The following is a 21,955-nucleotide window of genomic DNA, read 5'->3' on the forward strand; positions in this document are numbered from 1 at the left end:
GGTCGGTCTCCTTGCTTGAGATGGTGAGGTCAGCGCAGGCGTTCCATGAACAATTCGTCATTCCGCCGCCTCCACCAGAGGTGCCGGCGAAAAATCCTTCGGGAAATGCGTCATGGCGCTCATCACCGGATAAGGCGTGAAACCGCCCAGCGCGCAGAGCGAGCCGAACTTCATCGTGTTGCAGAGATCGGCAAGCAGCACCCGGTTCTTCTCCGGCTCGATGCCCTGAGCGATCTTGTCGGCCGTCTCCACGCCGCGTGTCGAGCCGATGCGGCAGGGCGTGCACTTACCGCAGCTTTCGACGGCGCAGAATTCCATGGCGAAACGCGCCTGCTTCAGCATGTCGGCCGTGTCGTCGAAGACGACGATGCCGGCATGGCCGATGAGCCCGTCCCTGGCGGCGAAGGCTTCGTAATCGAAAGGCGTGTCGAACAGCGCCCGCGGGAAATAGGCACCGAGCGGCCCGCCGACCTGCACGGCCTTGACCGGCCGTCCCGTCGCCGTCCCGCCGCCGATCCTGTCGACGATATCTCCGAGCGAAAGGCCGAAGGCCGTCTCAAAGAGACCACCATATCTGACATTGCCGGCAACCTGCAGCGGGATGGTGCCGCGTGAACGGCCCATGCCGAAATCGCGGTAGAAGGCGGCACCCTTTTCCAGGATGACCGGCACCGAAGCCAGAGAGATCACGTTGTTGATGACGGTCGGACAGTTAAACAGCCCCTTATGCGCCGGCAGCGGCGGCTTGGCACGCACGATGCCGCGCTTGCCTTCGAGACTGTTGAGCAGGGCCGTCTCCTCGCCGCAGACATAGGCGCCGGCGCCGGTGCGCACCTCGATATCGAAGGCACGGCCGGAGCCGAGCACCGATGATCCGAGAATGCCGGCCTGCCGGGCGATGCCGACGGCTTCGGTCATTACCGCGATCGCGTGCGGATATTCCGAACGCGTATAGACGAAGCCCTTGGTCGCGCCGGTGGCGAGCCCTGATATCGCCATGCCCTCGATCAGCACGAAGGGATCGCCCTCCATGATCATCCGGTCGGCAAAGGTGCCGCTGTCGCCCTCATCGGCATTGCAGACGATATATTTGCGGTCGCCGGCAGCATCGAGAACGGTCTTCCACTTGATGCCGGTGGGAAAACCGGCACCGCCGCGTCCACGCAGGCCGGAATCGGTGACTTCCTTGACGATATCGGCTGATGTCATCGAAACGGCGCGTCGAAGACCGGCAAGGCCGCCATGCGCCTCGTAATCCGCAAGCGAAAGCGGATCGGTAATGCCGCAGCGGGCAAAGGTCAGGCGGGTTTGTTCCTTGAGGAACGGGAGGTCTTCAACCTCCCCGAGACAGAGCCGATGCTCGCCGCCGTTCATCATCCCGGCATCGAACAGAACAGCCACATCCCCGGCCTTTACCGGGCCGTAGCCGATGCGCTTGCCGTCAAGCTCGACCTCAACTAGCGGCTCCAGCCAGAACATTCCGCGCGAGCCGTTGCGCACGATCTCGGCATCGAGGCCGCGGGCGGCGATCTCCTGGGCAATCGCCTTTGCCACCTTTTCGGCCCCGAGCGCCAGCGCTGCGGCATCGCGCGGAACATATATCCTGACCGTCATCGGCGTGCCTCCGCAACGAGTTCCGCCGCCATCTGATCGTCGATCCGGCCATAGACCTCGCCGTCGAGCATCGCCGCCGGCGCGCAGGCGCAGAGCCCGAGACAGTAGACCGGCTCCAGCGTCACGCCGCCATCGAGCGTCGTCTGATGAAAATCGATACCGAGCAGCGTCTTGACGCGCTCAGCCAAGCCATCGCCGCCCATCGACTGACAGGCTTCGGCGCGACAGAGCTTCAGCACATGCCGGCCGGCGGGATGGTCGCGATAATCGTGATAGAAGGTCACCACGCCATGCACCTCGGCGCGGGAGAGGTTCAGTTCCTCCGCGATGACGGGCATGGCCTCCTGCGGCACATAGCCGAATTCTTGCTGGACCTCGTGCAGAATGGGAAGCAGCGGCCCTTCGAGAAAGCGAAGATCGGCGACGATGGCACGTGTGCGCGCTGCAATATCGCCTTCGGCGATATGAATGGTCATAAGGCAGCCCTCCCGGCGGCTCGCTCGTTGCGGAATGGCAGGCTCCCCCGGCCGAGTGCCATTCCGCAAGCAGCATCTCAGGGAAGCAGCCGGCGATCAATAAAGCTATCACGTTGCACGATAGTTTTTTTCTATCAGAGTTCCTCGTCTTGTACGAGCACTCTCGCCTCGTGCAGCAGGGCCGAGACAAGCGGCGTGAAAGGCTCGCGATAAGGGGCAACGAGGCCGACCAGATGATGCGCCTCCGGCTCGACGATCGGGATCATGCGGATTTCCACTGGAAATCCAAAGGATTTGGCGACGTTGCGCGGCATGATGCTGGCCCAGCGTCCGGTCCTGACATGCGAGAACAGCACGATCATCGAGTTGGATTCGAGTGTCGGATGCACGGTGGCGCCGGCTTCCGTCAAGTGCCGGTTGATGATGCGGCGGTTCTGCATGTCGGCGGTCAATAGACAAAGCCGAAGATCGCCGACCTCTCGCCAGGTCACGTTGTCGCGATCCGACAGTGGGCTGCCGGCTGCCGTGATCAGATGATAACGCTCGGCATAGAGGGGAACGGTCGTGACGCGGCCGAGCGGCTCGTTTTCGAGATAGGTGATGCCGGCATCGATTTCGAGATTCTCGAGCATGCTCAGCACCTGCAGCGAATTGCGCGAGACGATCGAGAAGGTCACGCCGGGATGCCGTTCCTGGAAGGGCGTGGTGATGCGCGAAAGCATGGCGAGCGCGGTCGGAATGGCGGCAAGACGAATATGGCCGGAAAGGCCGCGGCGTGCGGCACGCATCTCCTCGCGCATGGTGCGGGCGTCGCCGACGATGCGCCGGGCCCATTCGAGCACGCGCTGCCCCTCCGGCGTTAGCCCCTGGAACCTTGAACCGCGCTGTACCAGCATGACGCCGAGTTGATCCTCGAGCTGCCGGATGGCCGCCGAAAGCGTTGGCTGCGAGATGCCGCACTCCTCCGCGGCGCGGCCGAAATGCTTTTCATTGGCAAGCGCGATGAAAAATTCCAGCTTGTCGATCATCCGGCCTCCCGCGCCATTTCGCGTCCGGACCTATCTTCGACATAGCAGCCGTGCTCCGCAAGGGCGGTCGCTAACAGTTTTCTGCAATCGGAAAAAGCTCGAACAGCGATTCGAGGAAGGCGAGCACGCTGACATTGCCGATGCTGTAATAGACCAGCCTGCCCTGACGGCGCGTATTGACCAGGCCTTCGAGCCTCAAGCGCGCCAGCTGCTGCGAGACCATTGCCTGCTGTATGCCCAGAATATGTTCGATTTCACTGACCGTCCGCTCCTCATTCGCCAATATGCAGAGGATGAGAAGTCGGGTCTGGTGCGCCAGCGCTTTCAGCAGGTCGCTCGCTTCATGGGCTTTTGCAGCGAGTGTGTGCAATTCCTGGCCGGTCATCCCCGGCTTGGGTTTGGGCAACGGCATGCGGTATCTCGGAAGGGAGGCGATGAGGTAGATCAGTACAATAGCATATTCGCACAAGCGAATTGGCCAAAATGACGAAATGCCAAAAAAGGTCCAAGCAAATCAGCAGATAAGCTGACCGCCATTGATCTCGATCACCTGGCCGGTGATGTAGCCCGAGAGGGAGGGAGCCGCCAGGAACAGATAGGCGGGAGCGCAATCCTCCGCCGTGCCGAGCCTTTGCAGGGGGATGGATTTTCTTGTCTGCTCCAGCTTTTCGCGGGAGGAATAGCGCTCATGGAAATCCGTCTCGATCGTTCCCGGTGACACGCAATTGACCCGGATTCCATCCGGTGCGAGCTCACGGGCAAGCGCCTTGGAATAGGTCGCAACGAAGGCTTTCGAGGCCGAATAGATCGAGGAACCGGGGCTGCCGCCGGTCAGCGCCGAAATCGAAACCGTGTTGACGACAGCGGCGCCTTCAGCCGCCTTTAATGCCGGCAACAGTGCACGTGTCAGCGCCACCACCGATGTCTGGTTGAGCCGCACGATCGCCTCATATTCTGCGTCGGTGAGCGTGGCCGCGGGAAACCGGCCAAGCATGGTGCCGGCATTGTTCACCAGCACATGCACCCTGTCGAAGAAGGCGAGAACGTCTTCGGCAAATTGCGCCGCCCCACCGGCCGCCGAGAAATCGGCGTGCAGCAGCAGCGCCCGTCTTTCGGATTCAGCCGTCAGCAGGAAATCCGGCAGCTCGCGTCCCGGCTTGCGCCCGGTATGGACGATCACTTTTGCGCCGCAGTCCAGGAACTGCCGGGCCACTTCGAGGCCGATGCCGCGGCCGGCGCCGGTCACGACGACATTGCGATTTTCGAACAGTCTGGGATGAAACACGAAGCCGTCCTCCTCGCGGACAGTGCCGCCGGTTGCGTCACTCGCCCTTAACATATGAGCGCGCCGACCGAAAGAAAGGCAGGTACCGATCTTTCCCGGGAGACGCAGCCAAGTCTCCCTCTGGGGAAGGGCTCTAGCTTTCGGTCTCCAGAAGCCGCGCACCCGACCCCTCTTTGCCGAGCCGATCGCAGGGATTGCGCAACGGACAGCTTTCGATCGACAGGCAGCCGCAGCCGATGCAGCCGGTCAGACGGTCGCGCAGCAGGCTCAGCCGCCTGATTCGCGCGTCGAGATCATCCTTCCAGCGCGCCGACAGCACCTGCCAGTCGGCGACGGTGGGCGTGCGTCCTTGCGGCAGCGACTCGAACGCCGCCTGGATTTCCGAAAGCGGAATGCCGACACGCTGCGCCACCTTGATGATGCCAAGCCGGCGCAGCACGTCACGGCCGTATCGCCGCTGGTTGCCGCGGGACCGGATGCTCGAGATCAGCCCCTTGGTCTCGTAGAAATGCAGCGCCGAGACGGCAAGGCCGCTGCGCTCCGCCACTTCGCCAACCGTCAGAAGTCTGCCGAGCGGCGTTGCAGGAATCGTATCCATCGGCTCTTGACCTCAATATTAGTTGAGGTTTTATAACCCGTGCTTCGATAATCGTAAAGTCCAATCGCGACAAGGAGCAACGCATGAAAACACCCACCAGGCTGGCGGTCATCTATGGCAGCACGAGAGAGGGCCGCATCTGCGACCGGGTGGTCAAATGGCTGACGCAGGAGCTCGTCCGCTTCCCGCAATTTGATATCGACATCATCGACCCGCTCGATTTCGCGCTGCCGGTAAGCCGTGACGTGGCACACCCCGAAATCGACAGGCTCGCCGGGCGGCTTGGCATGGCCGACGCCTTCATCATCGTCACCCCGGAATACAATCACAGCTTCACGGCCTCGCTGAAGTCGATCATCGATTTCTTCTTCGAGCCCTGGCAGGGCAAACCTGTCGCCTTCGTTTCCTATGGCGGCATATCGGGCGGCCTGCGCGCCGTCGAACAGCTGCGCCTCGTCTTTGCCGAACTCCACGCCGTCACGATCCGCGATTCGGTGAGCTTTACAGCACCTTGGAACCGCTTCGACACCGAGGGACGGCTCGACAATCCCACCGACGCGATGCGTCTGCTCGACCGGATGATGGCGAGGCTGGAATGGTGGACACGGGCGCTCGTCACTGCCCGCAGCGATTGCCCCTATGCCGACATCGCCGCCTGAGGCAGCAAGCTCCGGTTCCGTTCCCGGCAGGTACGGAACCTCGAGGGACACCCGGGCAGGACCTCCGTCCGGGTGTTCTCAACAGTAAGGCATATCAGGCGATACCGGGCATGGCAGGCTCATCCCGACCGCATGGACGGGTTCGCAACTTTGCAGTTGCGGGGAGAAAACCCCGGTGATAGTTTCCGCGCCATTAACGGGGGAGCTCCGTATTGCCGGGGCTGAGATGTGAGGTGCAAGCCTCTGGACCCTTCAAAGCTGATCTGGGTAATGCCAGCGGAGCGAGGTTCAGATGTTTTCAGGCGCACAAGTGTCACTCTATCCGATGTCCGGCGATTTCGTCGGCATCATTCTCGATGCCGTCAAGGCGCTCGATCCCTATCGCGACCGGCTGCGCATCGAGACCGATGACATCTCTACGCTGCTGGTCGGCCCGCCTGACATTCTTTTCGCCGCCATGCACGATCTTTTCGTCACCGCCGCAAAGACCGGCGAACATTGCGTGCTGTCCGCCGCCGTCTCACGCGGCTGCCCCGGTGAGCCCGACGAGGCCATCTGCGGCGTCAACCCCTCCTCCGGCCAGGCAGAGCCGCTTGCTGACCGTATAGCGGCCGCCCTTGCCGCCGTTGAAATCACCGCCGAGACCGGACAGCCGACCGCTGCCCAATTCTCGCTCTACGTCATGGGAACCGGCACCCATATGGACGAGATCTATGGCTGCATCGACTTTCTCAAACGCTCCGGCACTTTCGACCGCGCCAAGAATTTCTGCACCAGGCTTTCTGGCGATGCCGGCGCCGTCTTCGCAACCATTCGTGAGGCCTTCTATCGCTTCGGTGACCCCGAGGGGCATGTGACCCTCGATATCACGGTGTCAGCCAATACAGCGCCGCGCGTCTTTTCAGACGCGCAAAGGACGCTGTAACACTTTAAATTGCTGCATAATTTTATCCTTAAATCGATTCCGATTTAAGGAATTATGCAGTGCCCGACGAAAGCCTGAAATCGAACGCCGATGACACCGCTACCACCACTGGGTTCGCGCCTTGCCGCGCTCCGCGCCGCTCTCTACCGGGGCATACCTGCCCTGCTCGCCGGCTGCGCCTTTTTGGCGGCATGGGAACTCTATGTCGATCTTTCCGGGATCAAGCCCTCCATCCTGCCGGCGCCGTCGCGCATCGTCATCCAGGGCTGGCTGAACCGCGAGGCGCTGATATCAAACACCTGGCCGACGCTCGGCGCGACGCTTGGAGGTTTCGCGCTGTCGCTGGCTTTCGCCTTCGTAGCCTCGATCCTCATGGATTTCGTGCCCTTCATGCGCCGGGCATTGCTGCCGATCTTCATCGCCAGCCAGACCCTGCCGCTGGTGGCGATCGCGCCCCTCGTCGTCCTCTGGTTCGGCTTCGGCCTGCTGCCGAAAGTGTTGCTGGTGGCGCTCGTCACCTTCTTTCCGCTGCTCGTCGCCCTGCTGCAGGGCTATGAATCGACCGACCGCGACATCGCCGAATTGCTGAATTCGATGAAGGCGAGTCGCTGGCGGATTTTCTGCCTGGCCCGGCTTCCCTCCTCGCTGCCCTATTTCTTCGCCGGCCTCAGAATCTCGATCACCTATGCCGTCGTTGGCGCGATTTTTGCCGAATATGCCGGCGCCGCCCGCGGCCTCGGCATCTATATCCTCAACGCCAAGAACAATTTCCGTCCCGATCTCGTGCTCGCCGCCGTCGTCGTCAGCGCCGTGCTCACGCTCGGCCTCTTCGGGCTGACGCTGTTGATCCAGCGCCTCGTCATGCCCTGGCAGCCAACCGGGGAGCGGCGCCGATGAGCGATACAATGGTTGAACTCGGTAGTATCTCGAAGTCCTTCGACGGCATGAAGGTGCTGGGCGACATTTCGCTCGCCGTCGCAGACGGCGAGTTCGTTTCGATCGTCGGACCGTCCGGCTCCGGAAAATCGACGGTGCTGCGGCTGCTGACACAGGCGCTTCGACCCGATTCCGGCACCATGCTTTTCAACGGCGTGCCGCTGGAACAGGCACCGCATTCCTTCGCCTTCATGCCGCAGCGCGATGCGCTGATGCCCTGGCGCCGGATCATCGACAATGCGGCACTCGGCCTCGAGGTGAAAGGCATGAGCCGCCGCGCGGCCCGCGCCGCCGTCGCGCCTTTGTTCGAGAGCTTCGGCCTTTCCGGCTTCGAACACCACTATCCTTCCGAACTATCCGGCGGCATGCGCCAGCGCGCCGCACTGCTGCGCACCGTCGTCCAGACGCAGGACATGCTGCTGCTCGACGAGCCCTTCGGCGCGCTCGACGCGCTGACGCGCACGCAGATCCAGGAATGGCTGCAGGGCATGTGGACCGAGCACCGCTGGACGGCGCTGCTGATCACCCATGACGTTCGCGAGGCCGTGTTCCTCTCCGACCGGATCTACGTGCTTTCGGCCCGTCCGGCGCGTATCATCCGCGAATTCCGCGTTCCCCTGCCCCGTCCGAGAAGCATCGCCGACCTCGGCTCGCCGGCGGCCCAGGCGATCGAAACCGAAATCCTGCAAACCCTGCTTCATCCGCAAGAACAGGATGATTTTAGGCCGGTCGGCCCAAAATCTGAATCGCTGTTCTAATTTATAGAGTTAGAGCATGATGTCGTCCGAAACCGCCGACACTTTTCGGCATCATGCTCTAGAGACCTGAGGAGGTCACCATGCTGCTTCTCACCCGCCGCCAGACGATTTTCGCCGCCATCGCGGCAAGCCTTGCCGGCCGCACCGCCTTCGCCCAATCGGCGCCCGCAAAGGTTCGCATCGCGCTCGACTGGACGCCCAACACCAACCATATCGGCATCTATGTCGCCAAGGCGAAGGGCTTCTACGCCGATGCCGGACTCGATGTCGAGATCCTTCCCTTCACCGATACCAGCGCCGGAACACTGGTGTCGAACGGCGTTGCCGATTTCGGCATCAGCAGTGAGATCGAGACCCTCACGCAGCGCGCCGGCGGCGGTGACGTGAAGATGGTCTACGGCGTCGTCCAGACAGAAACCGCACGCCTGATCTTCAAGGGCGGACGCGACGACATCAAGAGCCCGAAAGACCTCGACGGCAAGACCTATGGCGGCTTTGGCGGCACCTGGGAGAGCGCGCTGATCTCCGCAATGATCCGCAATGACGGCGGCAAGGGCGACGTCAAGACCGTCACCCTCGGCACCTCCGCTTACGAGGCGCTGGACAATGGCTCGATCGATTTCACGCTGGAGATCTACACCTGGGAAGGCATAGCCGCCGAACTGGAGAACCGGAAGATCGGCCGCTTCCACTATTCCGATTATGGCATTCCGGACGAGCAGACGACGGTCATCGTCTCCAGCGACGCCTATCTCTCGGCAAACCGGGAACACGCCCGCGCCTTCATCCAGGCCACGCGCCAGGGTTATGCCTATTCCGTCGACCATCCCGACGAAGCCTGCGATCTGCTGATCTCTGGAAGCAATGGCGCACTGATGAATACGGAACTGGTAAAGGCGTCTCAGAAGGCATTGATCGAGGGGCACTTCCTGAAATCCGAGGCCGGCGTGATCGGTAAGCTCGATCCGGCAAAGGCCGAAGCCCTCGGCGGCTTCCTGCTCGAGAATGGGATTCTGGTCGACGCCAATGGCGCCGCACTCAAGGAGAAGCCGGACTTTTCCACCTATTATACCAACGAACTTCTCGACTGAGCCCAACGCCTGCCTTGCCCGTCGCGGCTTTCCGCTGCAAAGTCCGAGACCCGGAGCATGATGTCGTGCGAAAACCGCTCACACTTTTCGGCATCATGCTTTAGAGCGCCGCGCGTCCTTTCGGATGCGCAAAGGACGCTCTAACACTTAGAATTTAGGCATCGTGCTTTCCGAAAATCGATTCCGATTTTCGGGCCGATGCGCTAGGCAAGGCGGGGGATAGGATGCGACAACAGGAGAGACTGGCCGGAGCGGACTTTCTGCGCGCGACGGCCTGTCTGCTGGTGCTTGCCCACCACTTCGCGCTGCGGCTGGATATGCGCAGAATCCCCGACGAACTCGGACCGACCGCACATGTCCTCCGCTTCGGCAATTTCGGCGTTGCCGTGTTCTTTGTGCTCAGCGGCTTTCTTCTTGCCCATCCCTTCTGGCGCGCGCTCGACGCGGGCAGCAACCTGCCGAGCCTGCGGCATTACACGATCCGCAGGGCAGCGCGCATCGCTCCGGGCTTCTGGGTTGCCGCCACCATCAGCTTCGCCCTCAGCCTGACGCTGCTTGCCCTGCCGCTGACACCGGAGCTTGCACTCCGCTATGTCTCCGGGCTGCTGTTCATGAGCCAGTGGCACTGGCGCACCTTCTTTCCTGTCGAAGCCGACGGGCCGCTCTGGTCCATTCCCTTCGAGGTCACCAGCTATGTGCTCCTGCCGGTCTGCTTTCTCCTGCTGTTTCGTTTGCCCATCCTGAGACAACGCCCGCTGCTTGCGCGCTTCGCCTGGCTATGCGTCATCACAGGCGTACTCCTGGCCCATCTGCTGATCCTCACCCTGTTTCCGCTCGGCGACATCGGACGCGGTTGGCAGTACGGCCTGCAGGGTGGGGCGAAGGAATGGATGCCGAGATATAATCCGATCGGCTTCTTCGCCGTCTTCGCGCTCGGTGCGCTCGCCGCCGGCCTCGAGACCATGCTCCCACGAAGACGCTCTTCCTGGTTCGATGCCGCAGCGCTTCTCGCCCTCGCCATTGCCGGCTACCGCCTCGTGATATCGCCCGGCGGCTCCGCCGAGGGTTACGGCTGGCTCGAGATCCCCTATGGCTTTCCGGTCTTCCCGCTGGCGGTCGGGGCGGCCCTCGTTTCGCTCAGCCATTCGCAACGGTTGGGCAGGCTGCTCGACAACGCGCCTGTCCGCTACGTCGCGAAGATCTCCTTCGGCATCTATATCTGGCAGGAGATTATCCTGCTATTGATCCAGAAGCTCGACCCGGGCTCGTTCGGCGCTTCCTCGGAAAATGTTGTGACCGGCTGGCTGCAGTCTTGCGGACTGGCGGCAGCGCTTATCCTTCTGGTAGCAAGCCTCAGCTACCATCTGCTGGAGAAACCGGCGATCGATTTCGGAAACCGGCTGACAGCTCGCCAATCCAATCGGGCTACTCCTTTCAAAGTATAAGTTTCCGGATAGCGCAACTACAGGCATTAAGGTTAACGCGAAATACTCCCATTTTTGGTGTCTTTAGGGTTACGGAATTCTTATTTATACCGATGACAAACGATACGTGACCATGTATCTGTCTCCTTGCTGTTCAGTATCGCATCTAAACTTGTGGACCTTGCGTAATGAATGCTTTTACTTCGAAGACGAATTCACGCTTCGATCCGTCTCAGCGTCAGGACAAAACCAAGACCCTGGTTATCGCGAACTCCAATATTCGCCAGCCGGATAGCTTTTCCCCTGTCGAAAGAAAAATGGCTGTGCGACTGAGCGTGAAGCGGTTGATCGACATCGTCGCCTCACTCAGCGCCCTCGTCGTGCTGGCGCCGATTTTTCTGGCAATCGCTCTTTTCATCAAACTCGATGATGGCGGTCCGGTGTTTTTCCGCCAAATCCGCTGGGGGCTGAACGGCCGGAAGATCACGATCTTCAAATTCCGATCGATGCGCGCGGAAGCTTGTGATCCCAGCGGCGTTCAACAGACCGTCAAGGGTGACAGCCGAGTGACCGGCATCGGCGCGGTGCTCCGCAAGACCAATATCGACGAGCTGCCGCAGCTCTTCAATGTCATCAGGGGCGACATGTCGCTGGTCGGCCCGCGCTGCCATGCCATCAACATGCGGGCAGCCGGCCGGCTCTACGAAGAACTGGTGCCGGACTATCATCACCGCCACATCATGCGTCCCGGCATCACCGGTCTTGCGCAGACGCGCGGCTGGCGCGGCCCGACGGCGCGACGGCTGGAAGCCCGCGCCCGCATTGCCTGCGATATCTATTATGTCAGGAATTTCAGCCTGCTGCTCGACTTGAAGATATTGTTCAAGACGATTGCCATCGAGCTACGCGGCGGCACCGGCTTCTGAGCCGAAGCCGGCCACTCGGTACACATCGGCAAAGCGGCCCCATCGGGCCGCTTCTTCATTTCAAGCCGCCCGCGCTATCGCGACAGCTGAACAGGCACAAAAAAGGGCGGCTGTTGCAGCCGCCCTTGATCGTCGCAGTCGATGGCGATCAATCCTGTTGGACGATGCCGCTCAGATGCGTCAGTTCCATGATGAAATGCTCGAGCTTCGACTTGTGCTCGTGCAGCTCGGCATGCTCGAGCTCCTGGCGGGCAGCCTCGATGCGGCGGGTCAGCTCGTCCTTGTGGAGTTCCTCGACCGGAACCGCGGATTCGGCAAGCAATGTGCAACCGGTCGGCAGGATATCGGCAAAACCGCCGAACACCACATAGTCCTGCTTCTTGCCGGAGGCCGAACGCACGCTCACGACACCCGGCTTGATCGTCGTCATCGTCGGCGCATGATTCGCCATGACCGTCATCTCGCCTTCAGTCGCGGGAATGACCACCTCGGTCACCATCTCCGACAACAGCAGACGCTCCGGCGAAACGAGCTCAAAGTTGAAATTGTCAGCCATCAGTGACTTACCTTCTCGGCTATGGCTTTCGCATCTTGCAATTTGGTCCCGCAGAACGGGCAGTGCATTATCGCTTGGTCGAGATAACCGAGGCCTTCCTCGCTCTGGACCAGACCCACCACCATCATCAGCACGCCGTTATCGGCGCGATAGATAGTCGGCGCGGCTGGTTCCGGAAGATCCGCCACGACCCCTTTCAGGGAGTCGCAGCAGAATATCTCGTCCAGCGCGTCGCTCATTAAGCAGCTGTGAGCTTCTTGGCCTTTTCGACCGCTTCTTCCATCGATCCGACCATATAGAAGGCAGATTCCGGCAGGTGATCATATTCGCCGTTAACGAGGCCCTTGAAGCCCTTGATCGTATCTTCGAGAGCAACGAGCTTGCCCGGCGAGCCGGTGAAGACTTCGGCGACGAAGAACGGCTGCGACAGGAAACGCTCGATCTTGCGGGCCCGGGCAACCGCGATCTTGTCCTCTTCGGACAGTTCATCCATGCCAAGGATCGCGATGATGTCCTGCAAGGCCTTGTAACGCTGCAGCGTCGACTGGACCTTGCGGGCGACTTCGTAATGCTCTTCGCCGACGACCAGAGGGTCGAGCATGCGCGAGGTGGAGTCGAGCGGATCGACGGCCGGATAGATGCCCTTTTCGGCGATCGAGCGCGACAGAACCGTCGTTGCGTCAAGGTGCGCGAACGAGGTTGCCGGAGCCGGGTCGGTCAAGTCGTCGGCCGGGACGTAAATGGCCTGGACCGAGGTAATCGAGCCGGTCGTCGTCGTGGTGATGCGCTCCTGCATCTGGCCCATGTCGGTTGCGAGCGTCGGCTGATAGCCGACGGCCGACGGAATGCGGCCGAGCAGAGCCGACACTTCGGAACCTGCCTGCGTGAAGCGGAAGATGTTGTCGACGAAGAACAGAACGTCCTGGCCCTGGTCGCGGAAATGTTCAGCGACCGTCAGGCCGGTCAGGGCGACACGGGCGCGGGCGCCCGGCGGTTCGTTCATCTGGCCGTAAACCAGCGCAGCCTTCGAACCTTCGCCGCCGCCATGCTTGTTGACGTTCGATTCGATCATTTCGTGATAGAGGTCGTTGCCTTCGCGGGTACGTTCACCGACGCCCGCAAAAACCGAATAACCACCATGCGCCTTGGCGACGTTGTTGATCAGTTCCATGATCAAAACGGTCTTGCCGACGCCAGCGCCGCCGAACAGGCCGATCTTGCCGCCGCGTGCATAGGGAGCGAGAAGGTCAACGACCTTGATGCCGGTGACGAGAATCTGCGATTCCGTCGACTGCTCGACATAGGACGGCGCATCCTGGTGGATGGCGCGCTTGTGAGCGGTGACCAGCGGACCGGCTTCGTCGACCGGCTCGCCGATGACGTTCATGATGCGGCCGAGCGTCTCGTTGCCAACCGGAACCATGATCGGAGCGCCGGTATCGGCGACTTCCTGGCCGCGCACGAGACCGTCGCTCGAATCCATCGCGATGGTACGGACGACGTTTTCGCCAAGGTGTTGCGCAACTTCGAGAACCAGGCGGTTGCCATTGTTGCTGGTTTCCAGCGCATTCAGGATCTTCGGCAGTTCGCCTTCGAAAGCAACGTCGACGACGGCGCCGATAACCTGGGTGACTCTGCCGACAGAGCCGATCTTGGGGGTAGCTGCCTCAGCCATTTTCTGACCCTCTTTTCCTAGCCTCAGAGCGCTTCCGCGCCCGAAATGATTTCAATGAGTTCCTTGGTGATCTGCGCCTGACGCTGGCGGTTGTAGCTCAGCGTCAGCTTATTGATCATCTCACCGGCATTACGCGTCGCATTGTCCATCGCGCTCATCTTGGCGCCCATTTCACCCGCGACGTTCTCAAGAAGCGCGCGGAAGACCTGGACGGAGATGTTGCGCGGGATCAGATCTTCAAGGATCGATGCCGGATCCGGCTCGTATTCGTAGACAGCGCCTGCATGGGCGGCATCTTCGGCCTGCACAGCTCCCGTTGAAGCCGGGATGAGCTGCTGCGCCGTCGGAATCTGGCTGATCACCGATTTGAACTCGGAATAAAACAGCGTGCAGACGTCGAATTCGCCGGCAGCATACATCTCGATAAGGCGTTTACCGATCTGATCCGCATTCTCGAAGCCGACCCGCTTGACGTCCCGCAATTCCTTGCGCTCGATGATCAGCGAAGCGAATTCGCGGCGAAGGATGTCGTAACCCTTCTTGCCGACGGTGAAGATTTTCACCGTCTTGCCCTCGGAAACCAGCTTGCGCACATGTTCGCGCGCGAAGCGCGCAATCTGCGAGTTGAAACCGCCGCAAAGACCGCGTTCGGCCGTGCACACCACCAGCAGATGAACCTGGTCCTTGCCGGTGCCGGTCATCAGCGCCGGCGCGCCATCGGCGTCGGTGACAGCCTTGGCGATATTCGCCAGAACTGCACCCATGCGCTCCGAATATGGCCGAGCGGCCTCGGCCGCCTCCTGCGCGCGCCGAAGCTTCGCCGCGGCGACCATTTTCATCGCCTTGGTGATCTTCTGCGTCGCCTTGACGGAGGCGATCCGGTTTTTCAGATCCTTAAGTGAAGGCATCCGTTATCCGTCCTAACTTAGGGCCCGATTACGAGAAAGACTTTGCGAAGCTATCGAGAGCAGCGGTAAGCTTGCCCCTGGTATCGTCGCTGATTGCCTTTTCCGTGCGGATCGCGTCGAGGATGGCGGAGCCTTCCGAACGCAGATATGAGAGGAAGCCCTGCTCGAACTTGCCGACCGAAGCGACCGGCAGCTTGTCGAGATAGCCGTTGACGCCTGCAAAGATCACGGCGACCTGCTCTTCCGTCTTCAGCGGCGAGAACTGCGGCTGCTTCAGGAGTTCGGTCAGGCGTGCGCCGCGGTTCAGCAGGCGCTGCGTCGCAGCGTCGAGGTCCGAACCGAACTGGGCGAAGGCGGCCATTTCGCGATACTGGGCGAGTTCGCCCTTGATCGAGCCGGCAACCTGCTTCATCGCCTTGATCTGTGCCGCAGAGCCGACGCGGGAAACCGACAGACCGACGTTCACGGCCGGGCGGATACCCTGGTAGAACAGGTCGGTTTCAAGGAAGATCTGACCGTCGGTGATCGAGATCACGTTGGTCGGAATGAAGGCCGATACGTCGTTGCCCTGCGTTTCGATAACCGGCAGAGCGGTCAGCGAACCGGCGCCCTTGTCGTCGTTCATCTTCGCAGCGCGCTCGAGCAGGCGCGAGTGCAGGTAGAAAACGTCGCCCGGATATGCTTCGCGGCCCGGCGGGCGGCGCAGCAGCAGCGACATCTGGCGGTAGGATACGGCCTGCTTGGACAGGTCGTCGTAACCGATCAGCGCATGCATGCCGTTGTCACGGAAGTATTCGCCCATGGCGCAACCGGCAAACGGAGCCAGGAACTGCATCGGCGCCGGATCGGACGCGGTGGCGGCGACGATGATCGAGTACTTGAGCGCGCCGCGCTCTTCGAGCACCTTGACGAACTGCGCGACGGTCGAACGCTTCTGGCCGACAGCGACGTAGACGCAATAAAGCTTCTCGCCTTCCGGACCGTTGTCGTGAATAGCCTTCTGGTTGAGGAAGGCATCGAGAAGGATCGCGGTCTTGCCGGTCTGGCGGTCGCCGATAACAAGCTCGCGCTGGCCGCGGCCGACCGGGATCAGCGCGTCGATGGCCTTGAGGCCGGTCGACATCGGCTCGTGAACCGACTTGCGCGGAATGATGCCGGGAGCCTTGATGTCGACGCGCGAACGGCGCGTCGCGTTGATCGGGCCCTTGCCATCGATCGGATTACCGAGCGCGTCGACCACGCGGCCGAGCAGCTCAGGGCCGATCGGAACGTCGACGATGGCGCCAGTCCGCTTGACGGTGTCACCTTCCTTGATGTCGCGGTCGGCGCCGAAGATGACGACACCGACATTGTCGGCTTCAAGGTTCAGCGCCATGCCGCGGATGCCGCCCGGGAACTCGACCATTTCACCGGCCTGGACATTGTCCAGACCATAGACACGAGCGATACCGTCACCGACGGAGAGAACCTGGCCGACTTCCGAGACTTCTGCCTCTTTGCCGAAATTTTTAATCTGGTCTTTGAGAATTGCGGAAATTTCCGCGGCGCGGATATCCATCAGCCAACCTCTTTCAATGCGAGCTTAAGGGTAGAGAGTTTGGTACGAAGAGACGTATCAATCTGACGGGACCCGACCTTCACGATCAGACCACCAAGAATTGACGGATCAACCGTGACGGCAATCGTCACGTCTTTGCCGGTAACGCTCTTGAGTGCCACCTTCAATTCGGTTTCCTGCGCTTGTGAAAGCGCATGCGCCGAGGTGACCTCGGCGGAGATTTCACCGCGATGGTTCGCGGCGATGATGCGGAAGGCCTTGATCATGCCCGGCAGGGCGAACAGGCGGCGATTGCGCGCCACGACCTTCAGGAAATTGGCGAAGAAACCGCTGATGCCAGCCTTCTCGCTGATGGCGACGATCGCCTTCAGCTGGTCGTCGGCGGAGAAAACCGGGCTTACGACGAAGCGCTTAAGATCGGCGCTCTCATCCAGCATCGCCTGGAAACGGTCAAGATCTGCGGTTACGCTGTCCACGGCGCCCTGCTCGAGCGCCAGTTCGAAAAGCGACGAGGCATAGCGCTCGGCAACGCCAGAAGTAAGCTGGGACGTGTCTGCCACTGGCACAAATTTCCCTGATTTCAACCCAAAATCCGGCTCTCGGCGGGCGCCGAACCTATGATCTTGAATTCGTTTTGATTTCCCCCAGAAATCACAAGAGAAGCCTCTTGCTTCTTCCGAAATTCGGGGTCCGTCTAACATAGGATGTTCGGACTCGCAACACGCGTAATGCCCGAATACGCCTTTCACATGAATTTCTGTCCGCAAAATTGCGCAATGGCCTGAAAGCAGGCCACGGAAGCCGTCTGCCGGCAGCAAGAGTTACGTCTGGGTGAAGCCGAAAACGTAGAGCAGTGGTAACGCGGCCAAAGCGATCTGCACAACCAGGAGTAAATAGTTGACGATATTACTCCCCTTATCGGACAGGATCGAGATGATCCGGGCAAAGGCAGCCATGGCGAAGGAGGCACCGAGCGCCATGTAGATCCAGTCCTGGGCGAGCATGATCGCCGACAGGCCGAAGCCGAGATAAAAGCCGCCCATCGAGCGTCCCTCGCCGAAGCCTTCCGGCCGCCCCTCCTGTGCCTGCAGACCGAGGAGACGGAAAGTTTGGCCCGGGGCGAACATCATGATGAAGCCGGCGAGCGCCGTGAAAGCGGCGGAGCAAAAGGCAAGCTGCTCGCCAAGCTCGGTCGGAAAATAAAACTCCATGCGTCAGCCCCAAATCACCCGGATGAATCAGTGTTTTATGGCATGCGCCGAAAAAGGAGGAAATGGCGACGTTCTGTTTTAGAGAAAACTCTGCGGATCGATATCCAGCTGCACCTGCACCGATCCGCGCTCCTTGGGCGATTGCGACAGCATCACCCGCAAGAACCCCTGCATGTCGGAGTTCCGCCGCCCGTGCACCAGCAGGCGGAAACGGTGGCGGCCGCGCACCAGCGCGAGCGGCGCTTCGGCCGGGCCGAGGACCGAGATGCCCGACACCTGAGGTGCGGCGTTGCGCATGCCGCGCGCATGGTTTTCGGCGTCGTGGCGGGTTTCGGCCGAAACGATAATCGAGGCGAGCCGGCCGAAGGGCGGCAATACGGCGCGTTCGCGTTCGGTGATCTCGCGCTCATAGAAGGCGTCGGAATCGCCTGACACGATCGCCTGCATGACCGGATGCTGCGGCTGGTAGGTCTGCAGCAGCCCATGGCTCTTGAGGCCGGTGCGCCCGGCACGGCCGGTCACCTGCGACAAAAGCTGGAAGGTGCGCTCGGCCGCGCGCGGGTCGCCATTGGCAAGGCCGAGATCGGCATCGACGATGCCGACCAGTGTCATCAGTGGAAAATTATGCCCCTTGGCGACGAGCTGGGTGCCGATGACGATATCGGCCTCGCCCTTGGCGATCGCGTCCAGCTCCAGCCGCAGCCGCTTCACCCCGCCCATGATATCCGAGGAAAGAACGATCGTTCGCGCCTCCGGGAAATGCCGCTCCACCTCCTCGGCGATGCGCTCGACTCCCGGCCCGCAGGCGACGAGATGGTCGAGCGTACCGCATTCCGGGCACGCTTCCGGCGTGCGCTCGGCATGGCCGCATTGATGGCATTGCAGCTGCTTGCGGAAGCGATGCTCCACCAGCCAGCTCGAACATTGCGGGCACTGGAATCGGTGACCGCAGACCCGGCAGAGCGTCAGCGGCGCATAACCGCGCCGGTTGAGAAAGAGCAGTGCCTGTTCGCGCTTCTCCACCGTCTTGCCGATCGCCCGGATCAGCACCGGCGACAGGAAGCCGCCTCGCTCCGGCGCATGCCGGCGCATATCGATGAGATGCAGGTCCGGCAGCGCCGCATCGCCGAAACGCGTCGGCAGGTGAACGGTGCTGTAGCGGCCGCTCTGCCCGTTGACCTGGCTTTCGACCGACGGCGTCGCCGACACCAGAATGACGGGAAAATCGCCGATGCGGCCGCGCACGACGGCCATGTCGCGGGCATTGTAGAAGACGCGATCCTCCTGCTTGTAGGCGGGATCGTGTTCCTCGTCGACGATGATCAGACCGAGATCCTCGAAGGGCAGGAAGAGCGCCGAACGGGCGCCCGCCACCACGCGCACTTCGCCGGTCACCGCCTGGCGCCAGACCTTTTCGCGCATGCGCGGCGCCAGATCGGAATGCCATTCGGCCGGCTTTGCCCCGAAACGATCCTGGAAGCGCTCCATGAAACTTGCCGTCAGCGCGATCTCCGGCAGCAGGATCAGCACCTGCTTGCCGCGCTTCAGCGTCTCGGCAATCGCCTCGAAATAGACCTCCGTCTTGCCGGAGCCGGTCACCCCGTCGATCAGCGACACCGAAAACTCGCCCTTGCGGACGTCGGAAACGATCTCCTCGGCCGCCTGCTTCTGGGGTCCTTCGAGACGGGCTGCGGCAAAATCCGGATCCGGCATCGCCACCACCGGCGGCGGCGGCAAAAATATCGTCTCGAAGATGCCGAGCGTGATCAGCCCATCGACGACGCTCGTCGAAACGCCCGCCGCATGCGCCAGGCCGCTGCGCGTCCAGGAAAAGCCGTCGGAGGCCGTGTCGAGCACCCGGGCGCGCGCCGGCGTCATCCGCTCCGGGTCGCCGCCGACGAACTTCAACCCCTCCACCATCGGTTCCGGCTCGAAGGCGTTCGGCGCCCGCAGCGCCATGCGCGCGACGAGGCCGGGCGGCGAGAGCGTATAGGTGGCCACCCAATCGATGAAATCCCGCATCTCTTTGGAAAGCGGCGGGCAATCGAAGACATGGCTGATCGGCCGGAGCTTCTTCGGATCGACGCCGTCCTCGCCGCCGTCCCAGACGACGCCGATCACCTGCCGCGGGCCGAGCGGCACCTGCACGACCGAGCCGGGCTCGACCGCCATGCCATCCGGCACCGAATAGGAATAGGGCTTTGGCGCCGGCATCGGCACCAGCACCGGAACCGTTCGGTTCGCGGGCGGTGCCTCGAAAAGCGCGCCAAAGAGATCGGACGAATCTGTGCTCATCGGGCGAGACCATGCCCGCAAATCGATGGAATTGGAACCGCAAAGACAGAGCGATGGGTTCCGGGGCGTCGCGACGATTTGACGACCGAAGCTCAGAGCGCCAGCTTCATCTGGCCAAGCGGTCGCCATCGCCGGAATAGGCTTCATTTGTCTCGCCGTTGCGCTGCCGCAGGCGGATGATCGCCGACGCGTCGCGAGGATTGGGCGGTAGCACCGCGTTCTTCAAGGCGATCGAATAGGCGTGTTTCGGATGTTCCAGCACGTCCCTGGCATCTCCGCTCTCCACCACCACACCCTTGCGCATGATCACCACGCGATCGGAAATGTAATAGGCGGTCGCAAGATCATGGGTGATGTAGACGATCGAGACGTTGAGAGAGTCGCGCAGATCGCGGAAGAGATTGACGATCGACATGCGAAGCGATGCGTCCACCATCGAGACGGGCTCATCGGCGACGATCAGCTTCGGCTCCGGTATCAGGGCGCGGGCGACGGCAATGCGCTGCAACTGACCGCCTGAAAGCTCATGCGAGAAACGACCTTTTATCTCCGCCATCGAAAGGCCGACGCGCTGAAGGGCAACGTCGGCAAGCGCCTCTTTCTCGGCGCGGCTCTTCGCGCCCTTGAAGCGATGGGCGGTGGCCAGCAGATACTCGTCGATCCGGGTCAGCGGATTGAAGGCCTCGAACGGATTTTGGAAGACCGGCTGGACCTTTGCCATGAAAGCCTCGCGGTCCCTGCGGGAATGCACCGACTTCACATCAGCGCCGTCGAAGCGGATGCTGCCCCGATCGGCCTTTTCATTACCGAGGATCATCTTTGCCAGCGTCGATTTGCCGGAACCGGATTCACCGACGATCGTGAATATCTCGGGCTTGTCGGCGGCAAGGGCGAAGCTGACATCGTTCACCGCCTTCATCTTTTCGCGCGAGAAGAAACCGCCGATCGGAAAGAGCTTGGTCACATGGTCGAGTTCGAGGAGGAAATGGCTGCTCATTGGATCTGGTACTCCCCGGCGCGGAAGCATGCGACCCGCCCGCCTGTGGCGCTCGGCAGCATGGCCGGCACTTCACGGGCGCATTTGTCGATCGCAATCGGACAGCGTGGATGGAACCGGCATCCTGAAGGCGGATCCGAAAGCGCCGGCGGCTTGCCTTTAAGGCTCTTTCGCGTCGAGACGTCGCCGATGCGCGGCAGGCTGCCGATCAGATGGACGGTATAGGGATGCTGGGGATTGTCGAAGATCGCCTGCGTCGGCCCCTCCTCCGCCAGCCGGCCCGCATACATGATGGCCAACCGGTCGGTGATGGCGGCATGCACGGACATATCGTGCGTCACGAAGATGACCGAGGACTGCATGCGCATCTGCACTTCCTTGATCAGCGCCAGCACGTCCTGCTGGACGAGCACGTCGAGCGCCGTCGTCGGCTCGTCGGCGATGATGAATTCCGGCTCGCAGACAGTTGCAAGGGCGATCGTCAGACGCTGGCGCATGCCGCCCGAAAGCTGGTGCGGAAAGGCATCGAGCACATGGGGATCGAGATGCAGCCGGGCAAGATGTGCTTCGACACGGGCGTGGAAGGCAGCGGGATCGAGGTTCATATGGCGGGAGGCGAAATCGGTGAAGGCGTGTTTGACCCTTCTGACCGGGTTCAGCACGTTCATCGAGCCCTGCATGATGTAGGAAAGGTGGCGCCAGCGTGCCGCCTTCATCTTGTCCGGTTCGGCATAGACATCGATGGGCCCGTCGGCAAAATTGAATTTCACCGTTCCGCCGACGACGCGCATCGGCGGGCGGATGGCGCCGGCCAAAGTCTTGATCAGCGATGTCTTGCCGCTCGAGGATTCGCCGGCAATGCCGTAGATCTCGTTTTTGCGGATGGTCAGGCTGATATCGTCGACGGCGCGGATCTCCCGCCGCACGCCGAAATAATCATTGACGTAGTAGCATTTCAGCCCATCGATCGTCAGGGCGTCCATGGCGTTTTCGGCAAGGGTCAACGGCCGCCTTCTCATCAGATTCTGCATCTCC

Annotated in this window: 23 protein-coding genes and 1 riboswitch; of the genes, 7 read left to right on the forward strand and 16 right to left on the reverse strand. The window is 61.5% G+C overall.

The annotated features are described in order from the left end of the window. Positions 1 to 57: 57 nt before the first annotated feature. From EEQ99_RS25515 to soxR, 6 genes are all read right to left on the reverse strand, one after another. Positions 58 to 1,614, reverse strand: coding sequence for a formate dehydrogenase beta subunit (locus EEQ99_RS25515; protein WP_028756027.1), 1,557 nt, complete (start codon positions 1,612 to 1,614; stop codon positions 58 to 60). Next, entirely contained in the window at positions 1,611 to 2,090 is a 480-nt protein-coding gene (locus EEQ99_RS25520) for a formate dehydrogenase subunit gamma (RefSeq protein WP_028756028.1), read from the reverse strand. The genes EEQ99_RS25515 and EEQ99_RS25520 overlap by 4 nt, the downstream gene beginning before the upstream one ends. A 134-nt stretch (positions 2,091 to 2,224) precedes the next feature. Continuing rightward, positions 2,225 to 3,118, reverse strand: coding sequence for a LysR family transcriptional regulator (locus EEQ99_RS25525; protein ID WP_028756029.1), 894 nt, complete (start codon positions 3,116 to 3,118; stop codon positions 2,225 to 2,227). A 70-nt stretch (positions 3,119 to 3,188) separates the two neighbouring features. Beyond that, entirely contained in the window at positions 3,189 to 3,530 is a 342-nt protein-coding gene (locus tag EEQ99_RS25530; protein WP_028756030.1) for an ArsR/SmtB family transcription factor, read from the reverse strand. Between the two features lie 102 nt (positions 3,531 to 3,632). Further along, positions 3,633 to 4,457 (reverse strand): SDR family NAD(P)-dependent oxidoreductase, encoded by an 825-nt coding sequence (locus EEQ99_RS25535; protein WP_174824499.1) that lies wholly within the window; start codon positions 4,455 to 4,457, stop codon positions 3,633 to 3,635. A 79-nt stretch (positions 4,458 to 4,536) separates the two neighbouring features. Further along, positions 4,537 to 5,001 (reverse strand): redox-sensitive transcriptional activator SoxR, encoded by a 465-nt coding sequence (soxR, locus tag EEQ99_RS25540; RefSeq protein ID WP_028755831.1) that lies wholly within the window; start codon positions 4,999 to 5,001, stop codon positions 4,537 to 4,539. Between the two features lie 83 nt (positions 5,002 to 5,084). Here soxR and EEQ99_RS25545 point away from each other — a divergent pair, with 83 nt between their 5' ends. The 7 genes from EEQ99_RS25545 to EEQ99_RS25575 all read left to right on the forward strand — a co-directional run bounded on the left by EEQ99_RS25545 (position 5,085) and on the right by EEQ99_RS25575 (position 11,720). After that, complete coding sequence (locus EEQ99_RS25545; protein WP_063473458.1) at positions 5,085 to 5,660, forward strand: NADPH-dependent FMN reductase; 576 nt, start codon at positions 5,085 to 5,087, stop codon at positions 5,658 to 5,660. A 188-nt stretch (positions 5,661 to 5,848) separates the two neighbouring features. Continuing rightward, positions 5,849 to 5,962, forward strand: a riboswitch (TPP riboswitch). Next, complete coding sequence (locus tag EEQ99_RS25550) at positions 5,953 to 6,585, forward strand: YkoF family thiamine/hydroxymethylpyrimidine-binding protein (RefSeq protein WP_028755833.1); 633 nt, start codon at positions 5,953 to 5,955, stop codon at positions 6,583 to 6,585. (Overlaps the previous riboswitch by 10 nt.) Before the next feature lie 90 nt (positions 6,586 to 6,675). Further along, positions 6,676 to 7,482 (forward strand): ABC transporter permease, encoded by an 807-nt coding sequence (locus EEQ99_RS25555; RefSeq protein WP_063473457.1) that lies wholly within the window; start codon positions 6,676 to 6,678, stop codon positions 7,480 to 7,482. Then, a complete protein-coding gene (locus EEQ99_RS25560) occupies positions 7,479 to 8,279 on the forward strand; it encodes an ABC transporter ATP-binding protein (protein ID WP_063473456.1) in 801 nt (266 codons plus the stop codon). Before EEQ99_RS25555 ends, EEQ99_RS25560 begins: the two co-directional genes overlap by 4 nt. An 80-nt stretch (positions 8,280 to 8,359) precedes the next feature. Further along, positions 8,360 to 9,370: an ABC transporter substrate-binding protein gene (locus EEQ99_RS25565; protein WP_047615541.1), complete on the forward strand. Its 1,011-nt coding sequence runs from the start codon at positions 8,360 to 8,362 to the stop codon at positions 9,368 to 9,370. Between the two features lie 224 nt (positions 9,371 to 9,594). Then, positions 9,595 to 10,815 (forward strand): acyltransferase family protein, encoded by a 1,221-nt coding sequence (locus EEQ99_RS25570; RefSeq protein WP_028755837.1) that lies wholly within the window; start codon positions 9,595 to 9,597, stop codon positions 10,813 to 10,815. Positions 10,816 to 10,982: 167 nt separating this feature from the next. After that, complete coding sequence (locus EEQ99_RS25575; protein WP_028755838.1) at positions 10,983 to 11,720, forward strand: sugar transferase; 738 nt, start codon at positions 10,983 to 10,985, stop codon at positions 11,718 to 11,720. Positions 11,721 to 11,868: 148 nt separating this feature from the next. On the opposite strand, the gene EEQ99_RS25580 is transcribed toward EEQ99_RS25575, so the two are convergent. From EEQ99_RS25580 to EEQ99_RS25625, 10 genes are all read right to left on the reverse strand, one after another. Beyond that, the gene (locus EEQ99_RS25580; RefSeq protein ID WP_028755839.1) at positions 11,869 to 12,276 is read right to left on the reverse strand and encodes a F0F1 ATP synthase subunit epsilon; all 408 of its coding nucleotides are present in this window, start codon (positions 12,274 to 12,276) and stop codon (positions 11,869 to 11,871) included. After that, positions 12,276 to 12,515, reverse strand: a complete 240-nt coding sequence (locus EEQ99_RS25585; RefSeq protein ID WP_027682592.1) for a hypothetical protein — start codon at positions 12,513 to 12,515, stop codon at positions 12,276 to 12,278. Before EEQ99_RS25585 ends, EEQ99_RS25580 begins: the two co-directional genes overlap by 1 nt. Continuing rightward, complete coding sequence (gene atpD, locus EEQ99_RS25590) at positions 12,515 to 13,951, reverse strand: F0F1 ATP synthase subunit beta (RefSeq protein ID WP_028755841.1); 1,437 nt, start codon at positions 13,949 to 13,951, stop codon at positions 12,515 to 12,517. Before atpD ends, EEQ99_RS25585 begins: the two co-directional genes overlap by 1 nt. A gap of 23 nt (positions 13,952 to 13,974) precedes the next feature. Further along, a complete protein-coding gene (locus EEQ99_RS25595) occupies positions 13,975 to 14,859 on the reverse strand; it encodes a F0F1 ATP synthase subunit gamma (protein ID WP_063473455.1) in 885 nt (294 codons plus the stop codon). Positions 14,860 to 14,887: 28 nt separating this feature from the next. Next, complete coding sequence (atpA, locus tag EEQ99_RS25600) at positions 14,888 to 16,417, reverse strand: F0F1 ATP synthase subunit alpha (protein WP_028755843.1); 1,530 nt, start codon at positions 16,415 to 16,417, stop codon at positions 14,888 to 14,890. After that, entirely contained in the window at positions 16,417 to 16,983 is a 567-nt protein-coding gene (locus tag EEQ99_RS25605) for a F0F1 ATP synthase subunit delta (protein ID WP_028755844.1), read from the reverse strand. Before EEQ99_RS25605 ends, atpA begins: the two co-directional genes overlap by 1 nt. Before the next feature lie 255 nt (positions 16,984 to 17,238). Beyond that, a complete protein-coding gene (locus EEQ99_RS25610; protein ID WP_028755845.1) occupies positions 17,239 to 17,628 on the reverse strand; it encodes an AGROH133_08824 family phage infection protein in 390 nt (129 codons plus the stop codon). Positions 17,629 to 17,706: 78 nt separating this feature from the next. Then, a complete protein-coding gene (locus tag EEQ99_RS25615; protein WP_028755846.1) occupies positions 17,707 to 19,923 on the reverse strand; it encodes a primosomal protein N' in 2,217 nt (738 codons plus the stop codon). A 106-nt stretch (positions 19,924 to 20,029) separates the two neighbouring features. Further along, positions 20,030 to 20,920, reverse strand: coding sequence for an ABC transporter ATP-binding protein (locus tag EEQ99_RS25620; RefSeq protein ID WP_047615555.1), 891 nt, complete (start codon positions 20,918 to 20,920; stop codon positions 20,030 to 20,032). Continuing rightward, positions 20,917 to 21,951, reverse strand: a complete 1,035-nt coding sequence (locus EEQ99_RS25625) for an ABC transporter ATP-binding protein (RefSeq protein WP_028755848.1) — start codon at positions 21,949 to 21,951, stop codon at positions 20,917 to 20,919. Before EEQ99_RS25625 ends, EEQ99_RS25620 begins: the two co-directional genes overlap by 4 nt. Positions 21,952 to 21,955: the final 4 nt, after the last annotated feature.

Origin of the sequence: Rhizobium anhuiense, from assembly GCF_003985145.1 — a bacterium.
In the GTDB taxonomy this organism is placed as follows: domain Bacteria; phylum Pseudomonadota; class Alphaproteobacteria; order Rhizobiales; family Rhizobiaceae; genus Rhizobium; species Rhizobium anhuiense.

Bases quoted from the DNA above. Each gene is read 5' to 3' on its own strand.
- EEQ99_RS25515 (WP_028756027.1), bottom strand. From the start codon at position 1,614: ATGACGGTCAGGATATATGTTCCGCGCGATGCCGCAGCGCTGGCGCTC.
- EEQ99_RS25520 (WP_028756028.1), bottom strand. From the start codon at position 2,090: ATGACCATTCATATCGCCGAAGGCGATATTGCAGCGCGCACACGTGCC.
- EEQ99_RS25525 (WP_028756029.1), bottom strand. From the start codon at position 3,118: ATGATCGACAAGCTGGAATTTTTCATCGCGCTTGCCAATGAAAAGCAT.
- EEQ99_RS25530 (WP_028756030.1), bottom strand. From the start codon at position 3,530: ATGCCGTTGCCCAAACCCAAGCCGGGGATGACCGGCCAGGAATTGCAC.
- EEQ99_RS25535 (WP_174824499.1), bottom strand. From the start codon at position 4,457: ATGTTAAGGGCGAGTGACGCAACCGGCGGCACTGTCCGCGAGGAGGAC.
- soxR (WP_028755831.1), bottom strand. From the start codon at position 5,001: ATGGATACGATTCCTGCAACGCCGCTCGGCAGACTTCTGACGGTTGGC.
- EEQ99_RS25545 (WP_063473458.1), top strand. From the start codon at position 5,085: ATGAAAACACCCACCAGGCTGGCGGTCATCTATGGCAGCACGAGAGAG.
- EEQ99_RS25550 (WP_028755833.1), top strand. From the start codon at position 5,953: ATGTTTTCAGGCGCACAAGTGTCACTCTATCCGATGTCCGGCGATTTC.
- EEQ99_RS25555 (WP_063473457.1), top strand. From the start codon at position 6,676: ATGACACCGCTACCACCACTGGGTTCGCGCCTTGCCGCGCTCCGCGCC.
- EEQ99_RS25560 (WP_063473456.1), top strand. From the start codon at position 7,479: ATGAGCGATACAATGGTTGAACTCGGTAGTATCTCGAAGTCCTTCGAC.
- EEQ99_RS25565 (WP_047615541.1), top strand. From the start codon at position 8,360: ATGCTGCTTCTCACCCGCCGCCAGACGATTTTCGCCGCCATCGCGGCA.
- EEQ99_RS25570 (WP_028755837.1), top strand. From the start codon at position 9,595: ATGCGACAACAGGAGAGACTGGCCGGAGCGGACTTTCTGCGCGCGACG.
- EEQ99_RS25575 (WP_028755838.1), top strand. From the start codon at position 10,983: ATGAATGCTTTTACTTCGAAGACGAATTCACGCTTCGATCCGTCTCAG.
- EEQ99_RS25580 (WP_028755839.1), bottom strand. From the start codon at position 12,276: ATGGCTGACAATTTCAACTTTGAGCTCGTTTCGCCGGAGCGTCTGCTG.
- EEQ99_RS25585 (WP_027682592.1), bottom strand. From the start codon at position 12,515: ATGAGCGACGCGCTGGACGAGATATTCTGCTGCGACTCCCTGAAAGGG.
- atpD (WP_028755841.1), bottom strand. From the start codon at position 13,951: ATGGCTGAGGCAGCTACCCCCAAGATCGGCTCTGTCGGCAGAGTCACC.
- EEQ99_RS25595 (WP_063473455.1), bottom strand. From the start codon at position 14,859: ATGCCTTCACTTAAGGATCTGAAAAACCGGATCGCCTCCGTCAAGGCG.
- atpA (WP_028755843.1), bottom strand. From the start codon at position 16,417: ATGGATATCCGCGCCGCGGAAATTTCCGCAATTCTCAAAGACCAGATT.
- EEQ99_RS25610 (WP_028755845.1), bottom strand. From the start codon at position 17,628: ATGGAGTTTTATTTTCCGACCGAGCTTGGCGAGCAGCTTGCCTTTTGC.
- EEQ99_RS25615 (WP_028755846.1), bottom strand. From the start codon at position 19,923: ATGAGCACAGATTCGTCCGATCTCTTTGGCGCGCTTTTCGAGGCACCG.
- EEQ99_RS25620 (WP_047615555.1), bottom strand. From the start codon at position 20,920: ATGAGCAGCCATTTCCTCCTCGAACTCGACCATGTGACCAAGCTCTTT.
- EEQ99_RS25625 (WP_028755848.1), bottom strand. From the start codon at position 21,951: ATGCAGAATCTGATGAGAAGGCGGCCGTTGACCCTTGCCGAAAACGCC.